The sequence below is a fragment of the Spirillospora sp. NPDC048911 genome, from assembly GCF_043198015.1.
In the GTDB taxonomy this organism is placed as follows: Bacteria; Actinomycetota; Actinomycetes; order Streptosporangiales; family Streptosporangiaceae; genus Spirillospora.
The window spans coordinates 1,070,453-1,085,756 of record NZ_JBICUD010000002.1 but is presented as its reverse complement, the minus strand read 5'-3'; the positions used below and the strand labels follow the sequence as shown (position 1 = coordinate 1,085,756).

The 15,304-nt window shown below is 71.2% G+C and carries 15 protein-coding genes; 4 read left to right on the top strand and 11 right to left on the bottom strand.

All coding sequences use genetic code 11. The features are described 5' to 3' along the window. Positions 1-131: 131 nt before the first annotated feature. The 4 genes from ACGFNU_RS12340 to ACGFNU_RS12325 all read right to left on the bottom strand — a co-directional run bounded on the left by ACGFNU_RS12340 (position 132) and on the right by ACGFNU_RS12325 (position 4,126). Complete coding sequence (locus ACGFNU_RS12340; RefSeq protein WP_392592794.1) at positions 132-1,151, bottom strand: ABC transporter permease subunit; 1,020 nt, start codon at positions 1,149-1,151, stop codon at positions 132-134. Further along, the gene (locus tag ACGFNU_RS12335) at positions 1,148-2,056 is read right to left on the bottom strand and encodes an ABC transporter ATP-binding protein (protein WP_392592793.1); all 909 of its coding nucleotides are present in this window, start codon (positions 2,054-2,056) and stop codon (positions 1,148-1,150) included. Before ACGFNU_RS12335 ends, ACGFNU_RS12340 begins: the two co-directional genes overlap by 4 nt. 91 nt (positions 2,057-2,147) lie before the next feature. After that, the gene (locus tag ACGFNU_RS12330) at positions 2,148-2,801 is read right to left on the bottom strand and encodes a response regulator (RefSeq protein ID WP_392592792.1); all 654 of its coding nucleotides are present in this window, start codon (positions 2,799-2,801) and stop codon (positions 2,148-2,150) included. Continuing rightward, a complete protein-coding gene (locus ACGFNU_RS12325; RefSeq protein ID WP_392592791.1) occupies positions 2,798-4,126 on the bottom strand; it encodes a sensor histidine kinase in 1,329 nt (442 codons plus the stop codon). The genes ACGFNU_RS12330 and ACGFNU_RS12325 overlap by 4 nt, the downstream gene beginning before the upstream one ends. Positions 4,127-4,519: 393 nt before the next feature. Between ACGFNU_RS12325 and ACGFNU_RS12320 the strand changes: the two genes are divergently transcribed. After that, the gene (locus tag ACGFNU_RS12320; RefSeq protein WP_392592790.1) at positions 4,520-5,245 is read left to right on the top strand and encodes a DUF6891 domain-containing protein; all 726 of its coding nucleotides are present in this window, start codon (positions 4,520-4,522) and stop codon (positions 5,243-5,245) included. 113 nt (positions 5,246-5,358) lie between these two features. Here ACGFNU_RS12320 and ACGFNU_RS12315 read toward each other — a convergent pair whose 3' ends face one another. Beyond that, positions 5,359-6,384, bottom strand: coding sequence for a 6-phosphofructokinase (locus ACGFNU_RS12315; RefSeq protein ID WP_392593512.1), 1,026 nt, complete (start codon positions 6,382-6,384; stop codon positions 5,359-5,361). A gap of 141 nt (positions 6,385-6,525) precedes the next feature. Between ACGFNU_RS12315 and ACGFNU_RS12310 the strand changes: the two genes are divergently transcribed. Continuing rightward, positions 6,526-6,927 (top strand): thiol-disulfide oxidoreductase DCC family protein, encoded by a 402-nt coding sequence (locus ACGFNU_RS12310; RefSeq protein ID WP_392592789.1) that lies wholly within the window; start codon positions 6,526-6,528, stop codon positions 6,925-6,927. Between the two features lie 88 nt (positions 6,928-7,015). On the opposite strand, the gene ACGFNU_RS12305 is transcribed toward ACGFNU_RS12310, so the two are convergent. From ACGFNU_RS12305 to ACGFNU_RS12285, 5 genes are all read right to left on the bottom strand, one after another. Beyond that, positions 7,016-7,459: a hypothetical protein gene (locus ACGFNU_RS12305; RefSeq protein WP_392592788.1), complete on the bottom strand. Its 444-nt coding sequence runs from the start codon at positions 7,457-7,459 to the stop codon at positions 7,016-7,018. Next, the gene (locus ACGFNU_RS12300; protein WP_392592787.1) at positions 7,456-8,265 is read right to left on the bottom strand and encodes a DUF692 domain-containing protein; all 810 of its coding nucleotides are present in this window, start codon (positions 8,263-8,265) and stop codon (positions 7,456-7,458) included. Before ACGFNU_RS12300 ends, ACGFNU_RS12305 begins: the two co-directional genes overlap by 4 nt. After that, complete coding sequence (locus tag ACGFNU_RS12295; RefSeq protein WP_392592785.1) at positions 8,265-9,140, bottom strand: TIGR04222 domain-containing membrane protein; 876 nt, start codon at positions 9,138-9,140, stop codon at positions 8,265-8,267. Before ACGFNU_RS12295 ends, ACGFNU_RS12300 begins: the two co-directional genes overlap by 1 nt. Next, positions 9,137-10,045, bottom strand: a complete 909-nt coding sequence (locus ACGFNU_RS12290) for a TIGR04222 domain-containing membrane protein (RefSeq protein WP_392592783.1) — start codon at positions 10,043-10,045, stop codon at positions 9,137-9,139. The genes ACGFNU_RS12295 and ACGFNU_RS12290 overlap by 4 nt, the downstream gene beginning before the upstream one ends. Positions 10,046-10,154: 109 nt before the next feature. Continuing rightward, positions 10,155-10,790, bottom strand: coding sequence for a response regulator (locus ACGFNU_RS12285; protein WP_392593510.1), 636 nt, complete (start codon positions 10,788-10,790; stop codon positions 10,155-10,157). A gap of 151 nt (positions 10,791-10,941) precedes the next feature. On the opposite strand from ACGFNU_RS12285, the gene ACGFNU_RS12280 reads away from it, so the two are divergent. After that, positions 10,942-11,628 carry a hypothetical protein gene (locus ACGFNU_RS12280; protein WP_392592781.1) on the top strand — a complete coding sequence of 229 codons (687 nt, stop codon included), beginning with the start codon at positions 10,942-10,944 and terminating at the stop codon, positions 11,626-11,628. A gap of 1 nt (position 11,629) precedes the next feature. Further along, on the top strand, positions 11,630-14,149 hold the full coding sequence (locus ACGFNU_RS12275; protein WP_392592779.1) for an AAA family ATPase: 2,520 nt from the start codon (positions 11,630-11,632) through the stop codon (positions 14,147-14,149). Here the strand turns inward: ACGFNU_RS12275 and macS are convergent. Continuing rightward, a complete protein-coding gene (gene macS, locus ACGFNU_RS12270; protein ID WP_392592777.1) occupies positions 14,141-15,304 on the bottom strand; it encodes a MacS family sensor histidine kinase in 1,164 nt (387 codons plus the stop codon). The two genes, ACGFNU_RS12275 and macS, sit on opposite strands and share 9 nt — an antisense overlap.

Genomic DNA, 15,304 nt, shown 5'->3' with positions numbered 1-15,304 from the left:
TCCAGGGGGCTTGCCCCCGGCTTGGGGGTAGGGGCGGGAGCCCCTATGGACACTGTCCGAGCGCTAGCGAGGGCCTTGCTTTTGGTGTGGGGGAGTCGCCAGGGGGCTTTGGCGGCGACCTCCCCCTGGGTTCAGGCGCGTCTTACTCGGTGGAGGGCTAGGGCTATGAGGATGCCGCTGACCAGCAGGTAGAGGCCGGTCTCTGCTAGCTGGAACGACCAATAGCGGCTGCCTGGCTGGTACTTGATGTCGACGTGCAGGTTGAGTTTCGACAGGCACACCGCTGTGTCGCCGAATGTGCCGCCGGCGCCGGACTTCGATGGGCTGTCGAGGCACTTGTTGAACGTGCTCCCGCTGAGCGTCCGGCCGTCCGTGGTGCGCAGCGGGCTGGTCTCGCTGATCCACGCGTCGGGGGCGCCGGGCACCCGCAGGCCGCCGATGACCGGCGCGCCGGTGATGCTGCCCAGGTTGCGAGCCTGGTTGATGGTCTGCGCGGTCATCGGCAGGCTCGTCCTCTCGGACGGCATGAGGTGCGGCCGCACGAGGTTCGGCACCGCGAACTGGAGGACGAGGAACACGACGCCCGTGATGGCCATCGCCGGGAGCGTCCGGCGCACGAGCAGGCCGATGAGGGTGCCGAGCGTGAAGGCGAGCAGGGCGTAGCCGATCGGGGCGATGTTGCGGGCGCCGAACTCCACCGTGCCGAACCGGTCCGCGACGACCTGGTCGAACGGGGCGGCCGCCCAGGTGAGCAGCAGGCTGGCCAGGCCCGTCACGATCATCGCGGCCAGGCCGACGAACGCCATCCTGCTGATCAGCCAGCGGCGGCGCGTGACGCTCTGGTTCCACACCAGCCGGTGGGTGTTGCTCTCCAGCTCCCGTGCGATCAGCGGTGCTCCCCAGAACGCGCCGATGACGATGGGGATCAGCCCGAGCCCGGCGGCCAGGAAGAGCAGCGTGTTCTGGTAGGCGCTCTGGAACTGGCTCTTGGCCTGCGCGCAGTCGCCGGGGTCACCGCAATGGGAGCGGTAGCCGTCGTAGGCGTCCCGGATCTCTGTTCCCAGATACAGCAGGTAGATGGCCATCAGGGCGAGCGCGATGGCGCCGGCGAGCGCCTGGATGCGGAACTGCCGCCAGTTCAACCAGATCATCGCCGTCCCTCCCCGGCTGCGACTCCGGCGGGGAAGGCGGACGCGGCGTTCGCTCTGGACATATAGCCGAGCACCAGTTCCTCTAGCGTGACCGGTTCGAGCGGGTACGGGATCGACGGCGGTGGCAGGTGGGTGCGCACCAGGGCGCGGCCGTGATGATCTATCTGGACCACCTCGACACCGGCGGGCAGCCGGTCCAGTTCGCGCGGTGGCGCGATCAGGCGATGGTGCTCGGCCAGCAGGTCGTGGACGCCCCCGGCCACCTGGACACGCGTCGCGCACAGCACGATGAGGTGGTCGCAGACGCGTTCGATGTCGCTGAGCAGGTGCGACGACAGCACGGCGCTGGCGCCGAGCTCGGCGACGAACTCCACCAGGTTCTCCAGGAACCCCCGGCGGGCCAAGGGGTCGAGCGCGGCCGCCGGCTCGTCGAAGATCAGCAGTTCGGGACGCTTGGCGGCGGCGATCGTCATCGCCAGCTGCGCGCGCTGGCCGCCGGACAGCCGTCCCGCCTTCTGGCCCGGGTTCAGCCCGACCTGCGCGACGCGCCGCGCGGCCAGACCGTGATCCCAGGACGGGTTCAGGCGCGCGCCCAAGCGCAGATGGTCGGCCACGCTGAATGACGGGTACACCGGGGTGTCCTGCGCCACGAACCCGACCCGGGCCAGGTGCGCGGCGTCCTCCGCCGGACGGGACCCCAGGACGCGCAGCGAGCCCGACGTCGGTTCGAGCAGCCCGCAGGCCAGGTTGAGCAGCGTCGACTTGCCGGCGCCGTTCGGGCCGACGAGGCCGACGACGCGGCCGGCCGGAACGACCAGGTCGACCTCGCTCAGCGCCACCCGGCGGCCGTATCTCTTCGTCAATCCCTCGGCCCGCAGGACCGGGACGGACTCCACATTTGACATGCGTCCATCCTGGAAATCGGTGCCACGTCCGGGCATCGGCCCAAAGCACGGCCGGGGCCGCCGGCGATCGTACTTTCGACCAGTTCGATCGCTATCTGGTGTCGATGAGGCGGTTCTCCCATGCCCACGCGGCGATCCCCACGCGGTTGCGCACGCCCAGCTTGGCCTGGATGCCCGACACATGGCTCTTGACCGTGCTCAGCGAGATGAACAGCTCCGAGGCGATCTCCTGGTTGGTGCGGCCGCGCGCGAGGGCGCGGACCACCTCGAGCTCTCGGTTCGACAGCGGCGAAGGCTGCGTCGAGCCGGACGGCGCGGACGAGGTGAGGTGTTGGAGCAGGCGGACGGTGACCGACGGCGAGACCAATGCCTCGCCCTTGTGCGCGGCCCGGACCGCCTCGACGAGCAGGGCGGGCCCGGCGTCCTTCAGGACGAACCCCACCGCACCGCCGCGAAGCGCCCCATAGACGTACTCGTCGAGGTCGAACGTGGTCACCACGATGACCCGCATCGGGTCGGGCACCCCCGGACCGGCCAGGACGCGGGTCACCTCGATGCCGTCGAGCCGGGGCATCCTGATGTCCAGCAGGCACACGTCGGGACGCAGCCGCCGGGCCATGGCGACCGCCTCGGCCCCGTCGGGCGCCTCCCCGACGACGCTGATGTCGGGCTGGTCCTCCAGGATCAGCCGCAGCCCGCGACGGATCATCGCCTGGTCGTCGGCGAGCAGGACCGAGATGGTCATCGATGCTCCCCGGCCGGGACGGGCAGGACCGCCCGCACGGACCAGCCACCGCCGGGCCGCGGGCCGGCGCGCAGCGAGCCGCCGAGCGTCTCGACGCGTTCGCGCATGCCGATCAGGCCGTATCCGCCACGGTGGTGTGACCGGGCCGGGGCCGCCGGGGCGTCGTCGGCGACCTCGACGATGACGTCCTGCGCGCTCTCCTCGACGGTGACCACGACCGAGCGGGCCTTGGGCGCGTGCCGCAGCACGTTCGTCAGCGACTCCTGGACGACGCGGTACACGGTGCTGGTCACCTCCGGCGGCCACTCCCCGCCCCCGAGACCGGTCCCGGCCTCGGGACCATCCCCGGTCTCAAGGCCATCCCCAGCCTCGGGGCCACCCCTAGTCTCGGGGCCACCCCGGTCTCCGCCCCGCCCCCCGGTCTCGCCCCCAGTCCCGGCCCCTGCCCCGTCCCCGGTCCCAGTCCCGGCTCCGGCTCCGCCGCGATCCCAGACCCGCATCTCGAGCCGTACTGCCGGACCCTGCCTGCGGAAACGTTCCACGAGCGCGCCGAGCCGCTCCGGTCCGGGGGACGCCGGTGCCGCGTCGGCCTCGTCGCGCAGCAGCCCGACGACCCGCCGCATCGCCGCCAGAGCGTCGGTGCCGGCGGTCTCCATCTCGCTGAGGTACTCGGCCACCCGCTCCGGATCCCGCCGTGCGACCACCTGGGCGCCCTGCGCCTGGACGACCATGCCCGTGATGTGGTGGGCCACGACGTCGTGCAGTTCCCGGGCGAGCTCCAGCCGTTCGGCCTGGCGCACCTGCTCGGCGGTGTCACGCGCCCGGACGTCCAGCAGCCGCAGCGACAGCCCGGCGCCGATAGCGGCCAGCCAGATCATCCCGCTCAGCGCCGTCACCGCCGCGATGCCGGACGATGGCCCGGCGGCGAACTGATCGGTGGCGACCACCGCGAGGCCCGCGCCCGCGACGGCACCGGCCGGTATCGGCGGCTGGGCCCGGAGTGTCATGGCGATCAGCACGGCCAGGCCCAGGGCCATGGCCGGACTCGGCTCGGCCGGAAGCTCGGGACCGGCCAGGTGGGTCGCCGCGATCGCCAGCGCCGCGACGCCGAGCCCCGCGACCGCCGGCCAGAGCGACCGGCCCCGTCCCGGCAACGCCGGCAGCGCCAGGAGGCACACCGCTGCGGCGGAGGCGCTGCCCGGCATCCAGTACCAGGCGCCCCAACTCTGCGCGATCGCGAGGGCCTGCGCAGCGATCGCCGCGAGGAACACGGCGCCGAGCCCGGTCACCGAAGCGACCCTGACCCGCCGCTCCGGAACGATCACGCCGGCCAGGCCACCGACGCGCGGCCGCCCGCGTCGGCCACCATTCCGCCCGGCCCTGCGGGCCGTCCCACGGTATTCATGGAGCTGAGGATAGGAAGCGGCGGCCGCCCCTGTAACCAGCCGAAAGTACGGAAGTAGGCCATGCGGGCCGTGCTGTGGACGGATGCTCCGCCAATCACCGTCACGGTCGCCGCCGCCTGCGACGGCAAGGTACCGGCCTGGCCGGTCACCGTGCGCGCCGCTCCTCGCGTCCGCGGGTCACGGTGCGCGCCGGTCCTCGCGTCCGCCGGTCACCGTGCGCCGGTCCCCTCGTCCGCTTTCTCATTTCGACCGGCTGGTGTCGGTGGTGCTCTCTAGCATGGGCCGTTCTACATGCCGGAGAAAGGCTGACACATGTCCGATGCTCCCCTGGCGCGGTTGCGCGCTTACGCCGCGAACCTCGATGAGGAATTCGACGACATCGAGGATCTCGCCGAGGAGCTTCGCGCCCATGCCGAGGAACACGATCTGACCGTGTCCGAGGAAGACCTTCTCACTGTCGCCTCGGAAGAGATGGTCCGAGCTAAGGCCAGGATTCTCGTATGCGTGGGGTATTCCGGCCATGACAATCCCATCACCCCCGAAGACATCGTCGACGAGATGGTGGAAATGGTGGAGGAGGCCGAGGCCGATTTCAGTCCCGACGCCATCGAGGACATCGTCGATGGATTGTGGCAGGCCCGCGTCGAGGAGCAGCGGGAGTGGCCGGAGGTCACGGACAACGACCTGCTCGAACGTGCCTTCGCCGACCTCTGGAACAGCGGGATCGTGGCTGAGGAGAACTTCACCTGCTGCCAGGGGTGTGGCGTGTCCGAGATCCGCGGCGAGATTCCCGAAGGCTCCGTCATGGACGGATACGCCTTCTTCCATCAGCAGGACACCGAGAGCGTGGTGCTCAGCGGCCGGCTGCTCCTCAGTTACGGCACGTTCGGCTCGGAGCCCGATGAGCAGAAGGCCGCCGGCATCGGCGAGCGCGTGGTGGCGGCGCTCAATGCCAACGGGCTTCGCACCGAGTGGAATGGATCGACCGCAAAACGCATCACCGTGTTCATGGAATGGCGCAATCGTCTTCTGGTCTGAACGAGAGGCCGGACGCGCCACGGCGCCGGCCAAAGCCTCCCGACGACAATGGCCCCGGAAGATTCCGGGGCCATCATCGGTCTCGTCACCACGGAGCCGACTCCGCGAAAGGCTCAGCCGAAGAAGACCTCGGCCTCGGCGTAACGCTCGACGGGCACGGTCTTGAGCTCGGTCGTCGCGTCGGCCAGGTCGACACGGGCGATGTCGGTGCCACGGAGGGCGACCATCTTGCCGTAGTCGCCGTCGCGCACCGCGTCGATCGCCTGGAGTCCGAACCGGGTGGCCAGGACGCGGTCGAACGCGCTGGGCGTGCCGCCGCGCTGGATGTGGCCGAGGACGGTCGCGCGGGCCTCCTTGCCGGTGCGCTTCTCGATCTCGTCGGCGAGGCGCTGCCCGATGCCGCCGAGCCGGACGTGGCCGAACGCGTCGAGCTCGCCCGTCTGGATCTGCATCTGGCCGTCGATCGGGTGGGCGCCCTCGGACACCACGATGATCGGCGCGTAGCGGGTCTTGAAACGGCTCTCGACGTACTCGACGACCTTGTCGATGTCGAACGGCCGCTCGGGGATGAGGATGACGTTGGCGCCCGCGGCCATGCCCGCGTGCAGCGCGATCCAGCCCGCGTGCCGGCCCATGACCTCGCAGATCAGCGCTCGGTGGTGGCTCTCGGCCGTGGTGTGCAGCCGGTCGATGGCCTCCATCGCGATGTTGACGGCGGTGTCGAAGCCGAACGTGTAGTCGGTGGCGTTGAGGTCGTTGTCGATGGTCTTGGGCACCCCGACGACGTTGACGCCGTTGTCGTACAGCTCGCGGGCGACGCCGAGAGTGTCCTCGCCGCCGATGGCGATGAGCGCGTCGACGCCCAGCCCGGCGAGGTTGTCCTTGATCTTCTCGATGCCGCCCTCGACCTTGATCGGGTTGGTCCGCGAGGAGCCGAGGATCGTCCCGCCGCGCGGCAGGATGCCCCGCACCGCCTGCACGTCGAGCGCGATCGTGTCGCCCTCGAGCGGCCCGCGCCAGCCGGCGCGGAAGCCCACGAACTCGTAGCCGAAGACCTGGACGCCCTTGCGCACCACCGCGCGGATCACGGCGTTCAGGCCGGGACAGTCACCTCCGCCGGTCAGCACTCCGACGCGCATGCCCTCTTGCTCGGTCAACAGGCCCTCCCTGGTGGTTCGGCATCCCAGCCTAGTCGTGCGGGCGAGCCGGCACACGGCATTCGCCGAGCCGTGTTCATGCCCGCATTGGTCTAGACCATACCGGGTGGGAGCATGGGGATCATGAGCTTCCGAGAACGTCCGGTGCTGCTGTACGACGGCGACTGCGGCTTCTGCACGACGTCCGTCCGGTTCCTCGACCGGCGCGTGCCGACGTCGGCGGAGGTGGTCGCCTTCCAGTTCGCCGATCTCGCCGCGCTGGGCACCGACGCGGAGCAGGTCTCGTACGAGGTGGTGTGGGTCGCCCGCGACGGCCGGACGTACGGCGGCGCGCAGGGCGTCGCGCGGCTTCTGATCGACGCCGGAGGCCTGTGGCGGCCGCTCGGGATGATCGCCGTGGTGCCGCCGTTCCGCTGGCTGGCGCACGGCCTCTACCGGCTGGTGGCCGACAACCGCTACCGCCTGCCAGGCGGCACCCCCGCATGCGCCCTCCCCCCGAACCGCCGCCCCGGCCCCACCGCATGACCACCCAAACGCCAGTGCCACCCCGACCTTGCCGCGTAGTCGCTCCGGCCTCGCCGCATGTTGTTCCAGGTCCGCCGCATGGGCGTGGTTACGGGCGTCCTATGACTCGGGTTTGGCCGTTCAGCTGGAACGCTACGCTGCCGGGTATGCGGCGAATCGCCATGCGGCGGGGGCGCGGGGCCGACGCGGCGTCATAGGTGAAGCGCGTCTCCATCAGGGCCAGTTCCAGCGCGGCGCCTCTGTCTAGGTCGTCCTTGTGGGCGCGGGCGAAGTCCCAGCCGTCGCGAAGCGAGCCGTTGGTCGGACGTCCGGCCGCCCACCGGACGAACGTCCCAGTCCAATCCTGACCGTACGAGGCGGCCAGCGCCGGCCAGACCCGCGCCACCTCTCCGGCACGCTTGCGCAGGATGGCGTGTGCCGCGGCCCGCACGCCTCCCTCGTCGAAGCCGGGCGGCAGTGGACCGCCCGCCGTCATGGCCCGCACCAGCGCTTCCTGCGCCGCCGCCAGCTCGGTGTCGATGTCCGCGGTCATGTGATGAGGTCCATCTCGGCGGCGGTTGCGATGGCGTCCAGTTCGGCGCGCAACTCGGCGGCGGGTGGGTAGCGGCCGTCGCGTTCCAGCAGGAGTCCCGGCGGGCGGTGCCTCGCGCAGAGTTCTTTCACCAGCGCGAGGACGTCGCCGGGCACCGACGCCGTGTGCGTGTCGTGGTAGCGCCCGCCCGCCTCGTCGCCCCCGGCCACATGGCAGTACGCGACGCGCTCCAGCGGCAGCCGGTCCAGCAGCACGGTGGGGTCCTCGCCCCGGTTGCGCGCGTTGGCGTAGACGTTGGCGATGTCGAGCAGCAGCAGCGCGCCGGTGCGTTCCACCAGCTCGGTGAGGAAATCACCCTCCTCGTACTCCGCGTCGGGCCAGTCGAAGAGCGCGGCGATGGGCTCCACGGCGAGCGGCACCGGCAGCTCCGCCTGCGTGCGGCGGATGTTGGCGGTGAGCGCGTCGAGCGAGGCCCGCGTGCGCGGCACCGGAAGCAGGTGCCCGGCCTCGACTCCCCCGGCCCGGACGAACGCCACGTGCTCGCTGACCAGCGGCGCGTTCAGATACTCCGCGCACCACGCCAGGTGCGCGACCCGTTCCGCCGCGACCGGTTCGGCGCCGCCGAGCGACAGCTTGACGCCGTGCGGCACGACCTGGACGCCCCGGTCGCGCAGCTCCAGCAGACCGGCGAGTGGATGCCCCTCGTGCACCGACTCCGCGATCACCTCGGTGAAGCGCAGGCCGGGCAGCTCCTTCACGAAGCCGGCGATCTCGGGCCGCCAGCCGATCCCCACACCGAGGCCCATCACCCTCCGCCTCCTCCACAGCCGCCGCCACCGCAACCGGACCCGCCACACGAGCTCCCGCCGCACGAACTCCCGCAGCTCGCGCCGCAACCGCCGGAGCCTCCGTCGCCCGAACCCGAGCCCATGAAGTCGCTCGCCCCCGAGTCGGTCGCGAACCCGGGGTCGATGCTCACCAGGGCCGCCGCGCCGAACAGCGCGGCGCCGAGGGCGGCTCCCTCCGTCCCGTACGTCGTCCAGGCGGGAGAGTTGCCGGGGTCCAGATGACTGTTGCGCTGGAGCGTGTCGGCGACGGCGTCCCGCCCGGAACGGGTCGCCCGCGGCACGTCCTTCATCCGGCTGAATCCGAAGATGATCGCGGCGAACATCGGGACCACATAGAAGCCCTTCATGTCCCCCACGGTCACCGCCAGCATCCCGATGACCAGGAAGGCGACCGCGTAGGGCCAGACCGCCAGGCGCATCCTCGTCCGTTCACCGGCGCCGGGCGCGAGTCCCTGCCGTTCCAGCCCGGCGCGCAGCACCTCCACCTCCGCGCGCACCGCCGGGTGCTCGGGGAGGTCCCGCGCGCGGCGCGCCGCGCCGGACGCGATCGCGTGGTGGATCGCGACGTCCAGCGGCGTCCGCAGCTTCCGCGGCGGGGAGACGGCCTGGAGCCCTCCGCCCGAGCCGGCCACCACCCCGTCCATCCGCAGCCCGGCCAGCGCCGCGCCGACCACGCGGCGCGGCCCGCCGTTGATGTAGGCCACCTCGTACGGGTGGAGCGGACGGTCCGGTGCCCGGCCCGTCCCGTGCCCGCGGCGCAGCCACGACGTGGTGACGTGCGCTGCCAGGAGTGCGACCGCGCTGCCGCCGAAGTAGAGCAGGTGAGGGATCATCCGCCGCACCCTCCGCCGCCGCCGCAACCACCGCCCCCGCAGCTACTGCCCCCTGAGCAGCCAGAACCGCCGCTCGAACCACTGGAACCGCTGCCGGAGCTGGACACGGTCATGTACGCCCGGAGCTGGGCCTCTTCGGCGAACGCGGGGTCGAAGTTCATCAGGGCCGAGGTGCCGAAGAGCGCGACGCCGAAGGCCGCGCCACCAGCGCCGTAGGTCGCCCACGCCGGGTTGGCGGACGGGTTGAGGTGGCCGAGCCGATCGCGGGTGGCGTTCAGTGCGGCCCGTCCCGCGCGGGTCCCCTTGCCGACGATCAGGAAGCCGATGCTGACGAAGGCGAGGAGCAGCATCACGACGATGAGGAGGCCCACCGGCCTGCCGTTGGCGGCGCCCGCCGCGAGCCGCGCGACCCCGACGGCCAGCAGCCCCCAGAGCAAGAGCGAGGCCAGCCGCATCATGGCCTTGTCCCGGCCGCTCAGCACCAGGCGCTCACGTTCGAGGGACGCCTCCAGTGCCGCCATCTCGTCGCGCACCCGCTGGTCGTGCGGCAGCCAGCTGACCTTGATCTCGCCCGCGTCGCGGATCACCTCGTGGACGACGACCTCGAGGGGCGCGGCGTCCGGCAGCGGTGTCTCGGTGACGCGGACCTGGCCACTGCCGGCGGACTCGATCGCCCCGTGCGCGCGCAGCGCGGCGACGACGGTTCCGATGACGCGGGTGCGGCCGCCGGTGAGATGGGCCACCTCGTACGGGTGGAGCTCGCGCTTGGTCTCCGGTCCCCCCGAGATCGACCTGCGGATCAGCACGACGATGACGATCAGTGCGAGGGCGGCCGGAACGAAGATCCCCCAGAGGAAGACCGGCCCCGCGATTCCCCATGTGTTCCCTGCTGCGGCAAGTGGCATTCCGCTCTCCCCGTCGCCTCGGTACCGGTGCCCCGGTTCCTCCTACTTCATAGATGCAGGGAGAGCCGGTTCGGTTTCGCGTCATCCGACGCACCGCGGGCAGAGATCTTCACTCCTGGTCGAGGCCCTTCTCGATGGCGTAGCGGACCAGCTCGACGCGGTTGTGCAGCTGCAGCTTGTTGAGGGTGTTCTGGACGTGGTTCTGCACGGTGCGGTGGGAGAGCACCAGGCGCTGGGCGATCTGCTTGTACGTGAGCCCCTTGGCGACCAGGCGCAGCACCTCGGTCTCGCGCTCGGTGAGCCGGGGCGCGTCGTCGTCCTCGCGCCGCGGCGCCGACGCGAGCCTGCGGTACTCGCCCAGCACCAGCCCGGCCAGTCCCGGCGTGAACACCGCGTCGCCGGCCCCGGTGCGCTCGACCGCGTCGAGGAACTCCTCCCGCGCCGCCGACTTGAGCAGGTAGCCGGTCGCGCCCGCCTTGACCGCGTCGAGGACGTCCTGCTGCTCGCCGCTGGCCGACAGCACCAGGACCCGCACCGGCGGCTCGGCGGCGGCCAGCTGGCGGGTCACCTCGACGCCGCTGATGTCGGGCAGCTGGAGGTCGACGACCGCGACCTGGGGACGGGCGGCGGCGGCGATGCGCACCGCGGTCCGGCCCTCGCCCGCGGTCGCCACCACCTCGTGCCCGGCCTCGGTCAGGTCGCGGGCGACTGACTCGCGCCACATCGGGTGGTCGTCGACGACCATCACCTTGAGAGGAACAGTGCTCACGGCGACACCTTAGGCCACGGTCCGGCACCGATATGTTCATGTGATCTGACCGGGATATGGGTGTAATACGTGATTCGGGGCATACAGAGGTAGAGATGCCCCTCTGTTTAATCCCCGCGGAGGCCTCATGGCCCGAGGAGTGGCGCGCGCGTTCCCGCCCGGCCGATCGGCCGCCGCCCCAGTGATCGCCCTGGTCATGTCAGTGGCCGCATGCGGATCACCGAATTACACCTATGTGAAGAATTCCTCGGCGCAGACCTATTTCAAGGTCCCCGTGGAATGGAACAAGATCGAACAGAAGGCGCTCGACGCGGCGATCAGCTCCGACGATCCCGACTCCGCCGCCGCCCGGCTGCGCCCCAAGGTGTCGTGGTCGGTTGCCTACGACGCGCACAGGTCCCCCGACCCGAACCACCTGTTCGGGCTCGGCACGGACCAGCCGTTTGTTTACGCCATCGTCCGTCCGCTCACCCGGGACGAACGGGGCTCGATATCGCTCGACCGGCTCCGCGACGCCTTCCTGCCGGTGACCGAGCAGAGCCGCCGGACCGTCGCCGAGCAGGGCTCCCCGCTCACCGGCTTCGAGCTGCTGCGCGACGAGGAGCTCAAGCCCAAGGGCGGGATACGCGGCGTGCGCACCGCCTACAACTACCGCCTTCCGCCCATGCCGTTCCTGCAGACCTTCGACGTGACCTCCTACGTCAGCGACGAGGGGCGGCTCTACGTGATGGTCGTCCGCTGTTCGGCGCGCTGCTTCCTGGATCGCGCGGACGAGCTGGACGCCGTCGCGCGATCGTTCACGGTGAGGACCTGAAATGATCTTCCGGCGCGGGCGGAGGCGCGGCGGCGCCTCCCGGCCCAAGGTGTCCCTGGTGAAGATGTCCCTGGTCGAGGACGGGACCGAGCCCCCCGAAGCTGCCGAGCCGCCCGAAGGTGAGGGGCGGGGGCTCCGGCCGCCCGATGACGCACCGCACGGCGACATGGCGGCGACCCGTAAGAAGCAGTCGTTGTGGGACCGGGTGCGTTACGTCATCCTGCTCACGCTGCTGTGGTTCGTCCTCGTGTGGGCGGCCATGGCGGACAACCCGCTGCTGCCGTTCAGCGACGCGATGCGCCAGCAGTCCACCGCCGCGTCCTGGGTGTTCGTGCTCCTCGGCCTCGAACTGGTGCGCCAGGCGCACTTCTTCGTCAGCGAACGATGGGCGCGCTACCACCGCTTCTGGACGCACCGAGTCTTCGGCGGGTTCGAACGCTTCACGCACCGCAGGTTCAAGCCGTGGACCCGCTTCCGCGTGTGGCGGGCCGTGATCTGGGCGTTCTGGATCGCGGTCTTCGCGCTGGTGGCGAGCAAGATCCTCGACACCTCGCCGGTGCTGGCGCTGTTCGAGGCGCCCGCGCTGCTCTGGAAGGCGCTGCCGTTCCTGCTCCAGATCGTCTTCCTGTTCTTCGTGATCATCATCCAGTTCGTCGGGCTCTTCTGGTTCCTGTCCCGCGGCGGCATCGACACCTACATGCCCGACGACATCACGACGCGCTTCAGCGACGTGTGGGGCCAGGACCACGTCGTCGACCGCGTCAAGGAGAACATCGTCTTCCTGGAGAAGCCGCAGGAGATCGAGGCCAAGGGCGGCTACGTGCCCGGCGGCATCCTGCTCTGGGGGCCGCCCGGCACCGGCAAGACCCTGATGGCGGAGGCCGTCGCGGGCGAGACCGGCCACCCGTACGTCTTCGTCGACCCCGGCGCGTTCGTCCAGATGTTCATGGGCATCGGCGTGCTCAAGGTGAAGTCGCTGTTCCGCAAGCTGCGCAAGCTCGCGCTGCGGTACGGCGGGGTGATCGTCTTCTTCGACGAGGCCGACTCCCTCGGCCGCCGCGGCTCGCTCGCCCAGGTCGGCCCCGGCGGTGGCCGCCCGGCCGGGATCGGCGCCCTTCCGTCCGGCACGACCGTCGTCGCGCCGTCCGGCACGAGCGGCGCCTCGTCTTCCGGCAGGCCCGGCGCCTTGCCGTTCGACAGGACGGACGGCGCCGCGATCTGCCACGGCATGTCGTACCTCTCGTCCGACACCCGGTGGCAACTCGCCCAGGACCGGTTCTTCATGGGCGGCGGCATGAACGGCGGCGGTGGCGACATGGGCACGCTGCAGGCCCTGCTCACCGAGCTGTCCGGGTTGAAGAAGCCGCGCGGGTTCGTCAACAGGTACGTCCGGCGGCTGCTCGGCATGAAGCCCAAGCCGCCGCCGAAGTACCGGATCCTGGTCATGATGGCGACCAACATGCCCGAGGCCCTCGACGAGGCGCTGCTCCGGCCGGGCCGCATCGACCGCATCTACAAGGTCGGCTACCCGTCCAAGGCCGGCCGCGTCCGCACGTACGAGGGGTACTTCTCCAAGGTCCGCCACGACCTGACCGGCGAGGAGCTCGACAAGCTCGCCACCATCACCCCGTACGCGACCGGCGCGAGCATCAAGGACCTGGTGAACGAGGCGCTCATCACCGCCATCCGGGACGGCCGCGAGGTCATCACCTGGGGCGACGTCATGAAGGCCAAGCAGCTCAAGAGCCTCGGGCCGCCGGAGGGCGTGGAGTACCACGACCGCGAACGGCACGCGACGGCCGTGCACGAGGCGTGCCACGCGGTGGTGGCCATCCGGGCGCGCCGCCATCTGGAGATCGACATCGCGACGATCGAGAAGGGCGCCGAGTATCTCGGGATGGTCGCCAGCATCCCGGTGGAGGACCAGTTCACGCAGTGGCGCAGCGAGTACCAGGCCGACATCCTCGTCTCGCTGGCCTCGCTCGCCGGCGAACGGATGTTCTTCGGCGGGGACAGCTCGTCGGGCGTCTCCGGCGACCTGGAGTCAGCGACCCGGGTGGCCTCGCTGATGGAGGGCTACTGGGGCATGGGTTCCACGATCTCCTCGCACGCGATCTCCAACCAGCTCGGCATGGGCACGCCCGGCGCCGGCGGCAAGGGCGCCAAGGAGGCGGAGAAGGAGATGCGCCGCGCCCTCGCCGACCGCATCGAGGACCAGCTCACCGCGCTCCTCAAGCAGGTCGAGCGGATGCTGGAGGAGGACCGCGCCGCGGTGCTCGCGGTGGCGCACGCCCTGGAGACCCACAAGACCCTGCAGGGCGAGGACGTGCTGGCGGTCATCGACGGCAGGGAGGGGCCGCTCGTCGACGGGCGGATCTACGCCGATCCCGCGTTCCGCCGCGAACTGGAGGCCTACCACCAGGCGGCGCTGGCGGCGCATGGCGGCCGCACCCCGGTGCAGCTGACCCTGCCCGCCAGCCCGGAGCCGCCGGTACGCGACAGCGCCCGCACCTCATCCTGACGAGGGGATGGTCATCTCGATCTCGGTGCCCTCTCCCGGCGCCGTGATGATCGAGACGGTGCCGCCGAGGTCGCGGACGCGGCCCTGGATGGACTGGGCCACGCCCAGGCGACCGTCGGCGGCGGCCTGGGCGAGCCGTCCGGGCTCCATGCCGGGACCGTCGTCGCGCACGCTCACCGTGACCTCGCCCGGCCCCGGCCCGTCCTCCAGGAGGACCCAGGCGCGGACCCCGTCGCCGCCGTGCCGCCGCACGTTGTCGAGCGCCGCCGCGACCGCCGAGCCCAGCTCGGCCGCGGCGTTCTCCGGCAGGAGGACGGGGGTGGCCGGGGTCGACACGGTCACGGTCGTGGACGAATGCCCGGTGAGCACGGGCCGCAGATCGACCGGCTCGCCCGCCACGGCCGCCGATCGGGCGCGCACGGGCGGCGGCGCGCCCAGCCCGGCGCCGATCAGGGCCCGCAGCGCGGCCTCCTGCTCCCCCGCCAGGCGCCCCAGCTCGGCGGCCTCGCCGCCCATCTCGTTGCCGCGTTTCTGGACCATGGCCAGCACCTGGAGCACCGAGTCGTGGATCCGGCGGGCCAGCCGCTCGCGCTCGCGCGTGGCCGACTCCAGCTCGACGGCACGGGCGAGCCGGGCCTCGGCGTCCCGGGCCAGCTTGACCACGTGCCCGACGACCAGCCCGGCCATGAAGAGCAGCACGATGCCGTTGATCGTGCTGCCCTGGTTGAGGCCGGTCCTCGATCTGGCGATCACGTGGACGGACACGCCTGCCGTGCCGAGGATCAGCGCGGCCGTGATGCCGAACCGTATGCCGCCCACGACGGCCCACGCGAGCACCGACGCCGCCACCCAGGAGACCGGGAGGGTGGGATGGCCGAGGGAGAGGTTGACGTCCGTCTCGACCCAGGCGGTGGCCAGCAGGCAGCCCGCCGCCACGGCGAGGTCGGCGACCAGGAGCGGCCGGCCACGGCGGGACTCGTCGGAGTAGGCGTAGGTGGCGAACGCGGTCCAGGCGATCATCACGCCGAGCACGATCCAGCCGCCCGACGGGTGCTTGTAGGTGTCGAAGTTGATCGAGATCGTGATCGCCGCGTAGATCAGCGCGACGAACCGGTAGACGGTGACCGCCCGCCAGAGCGCGGTCTCAAGCCCCAT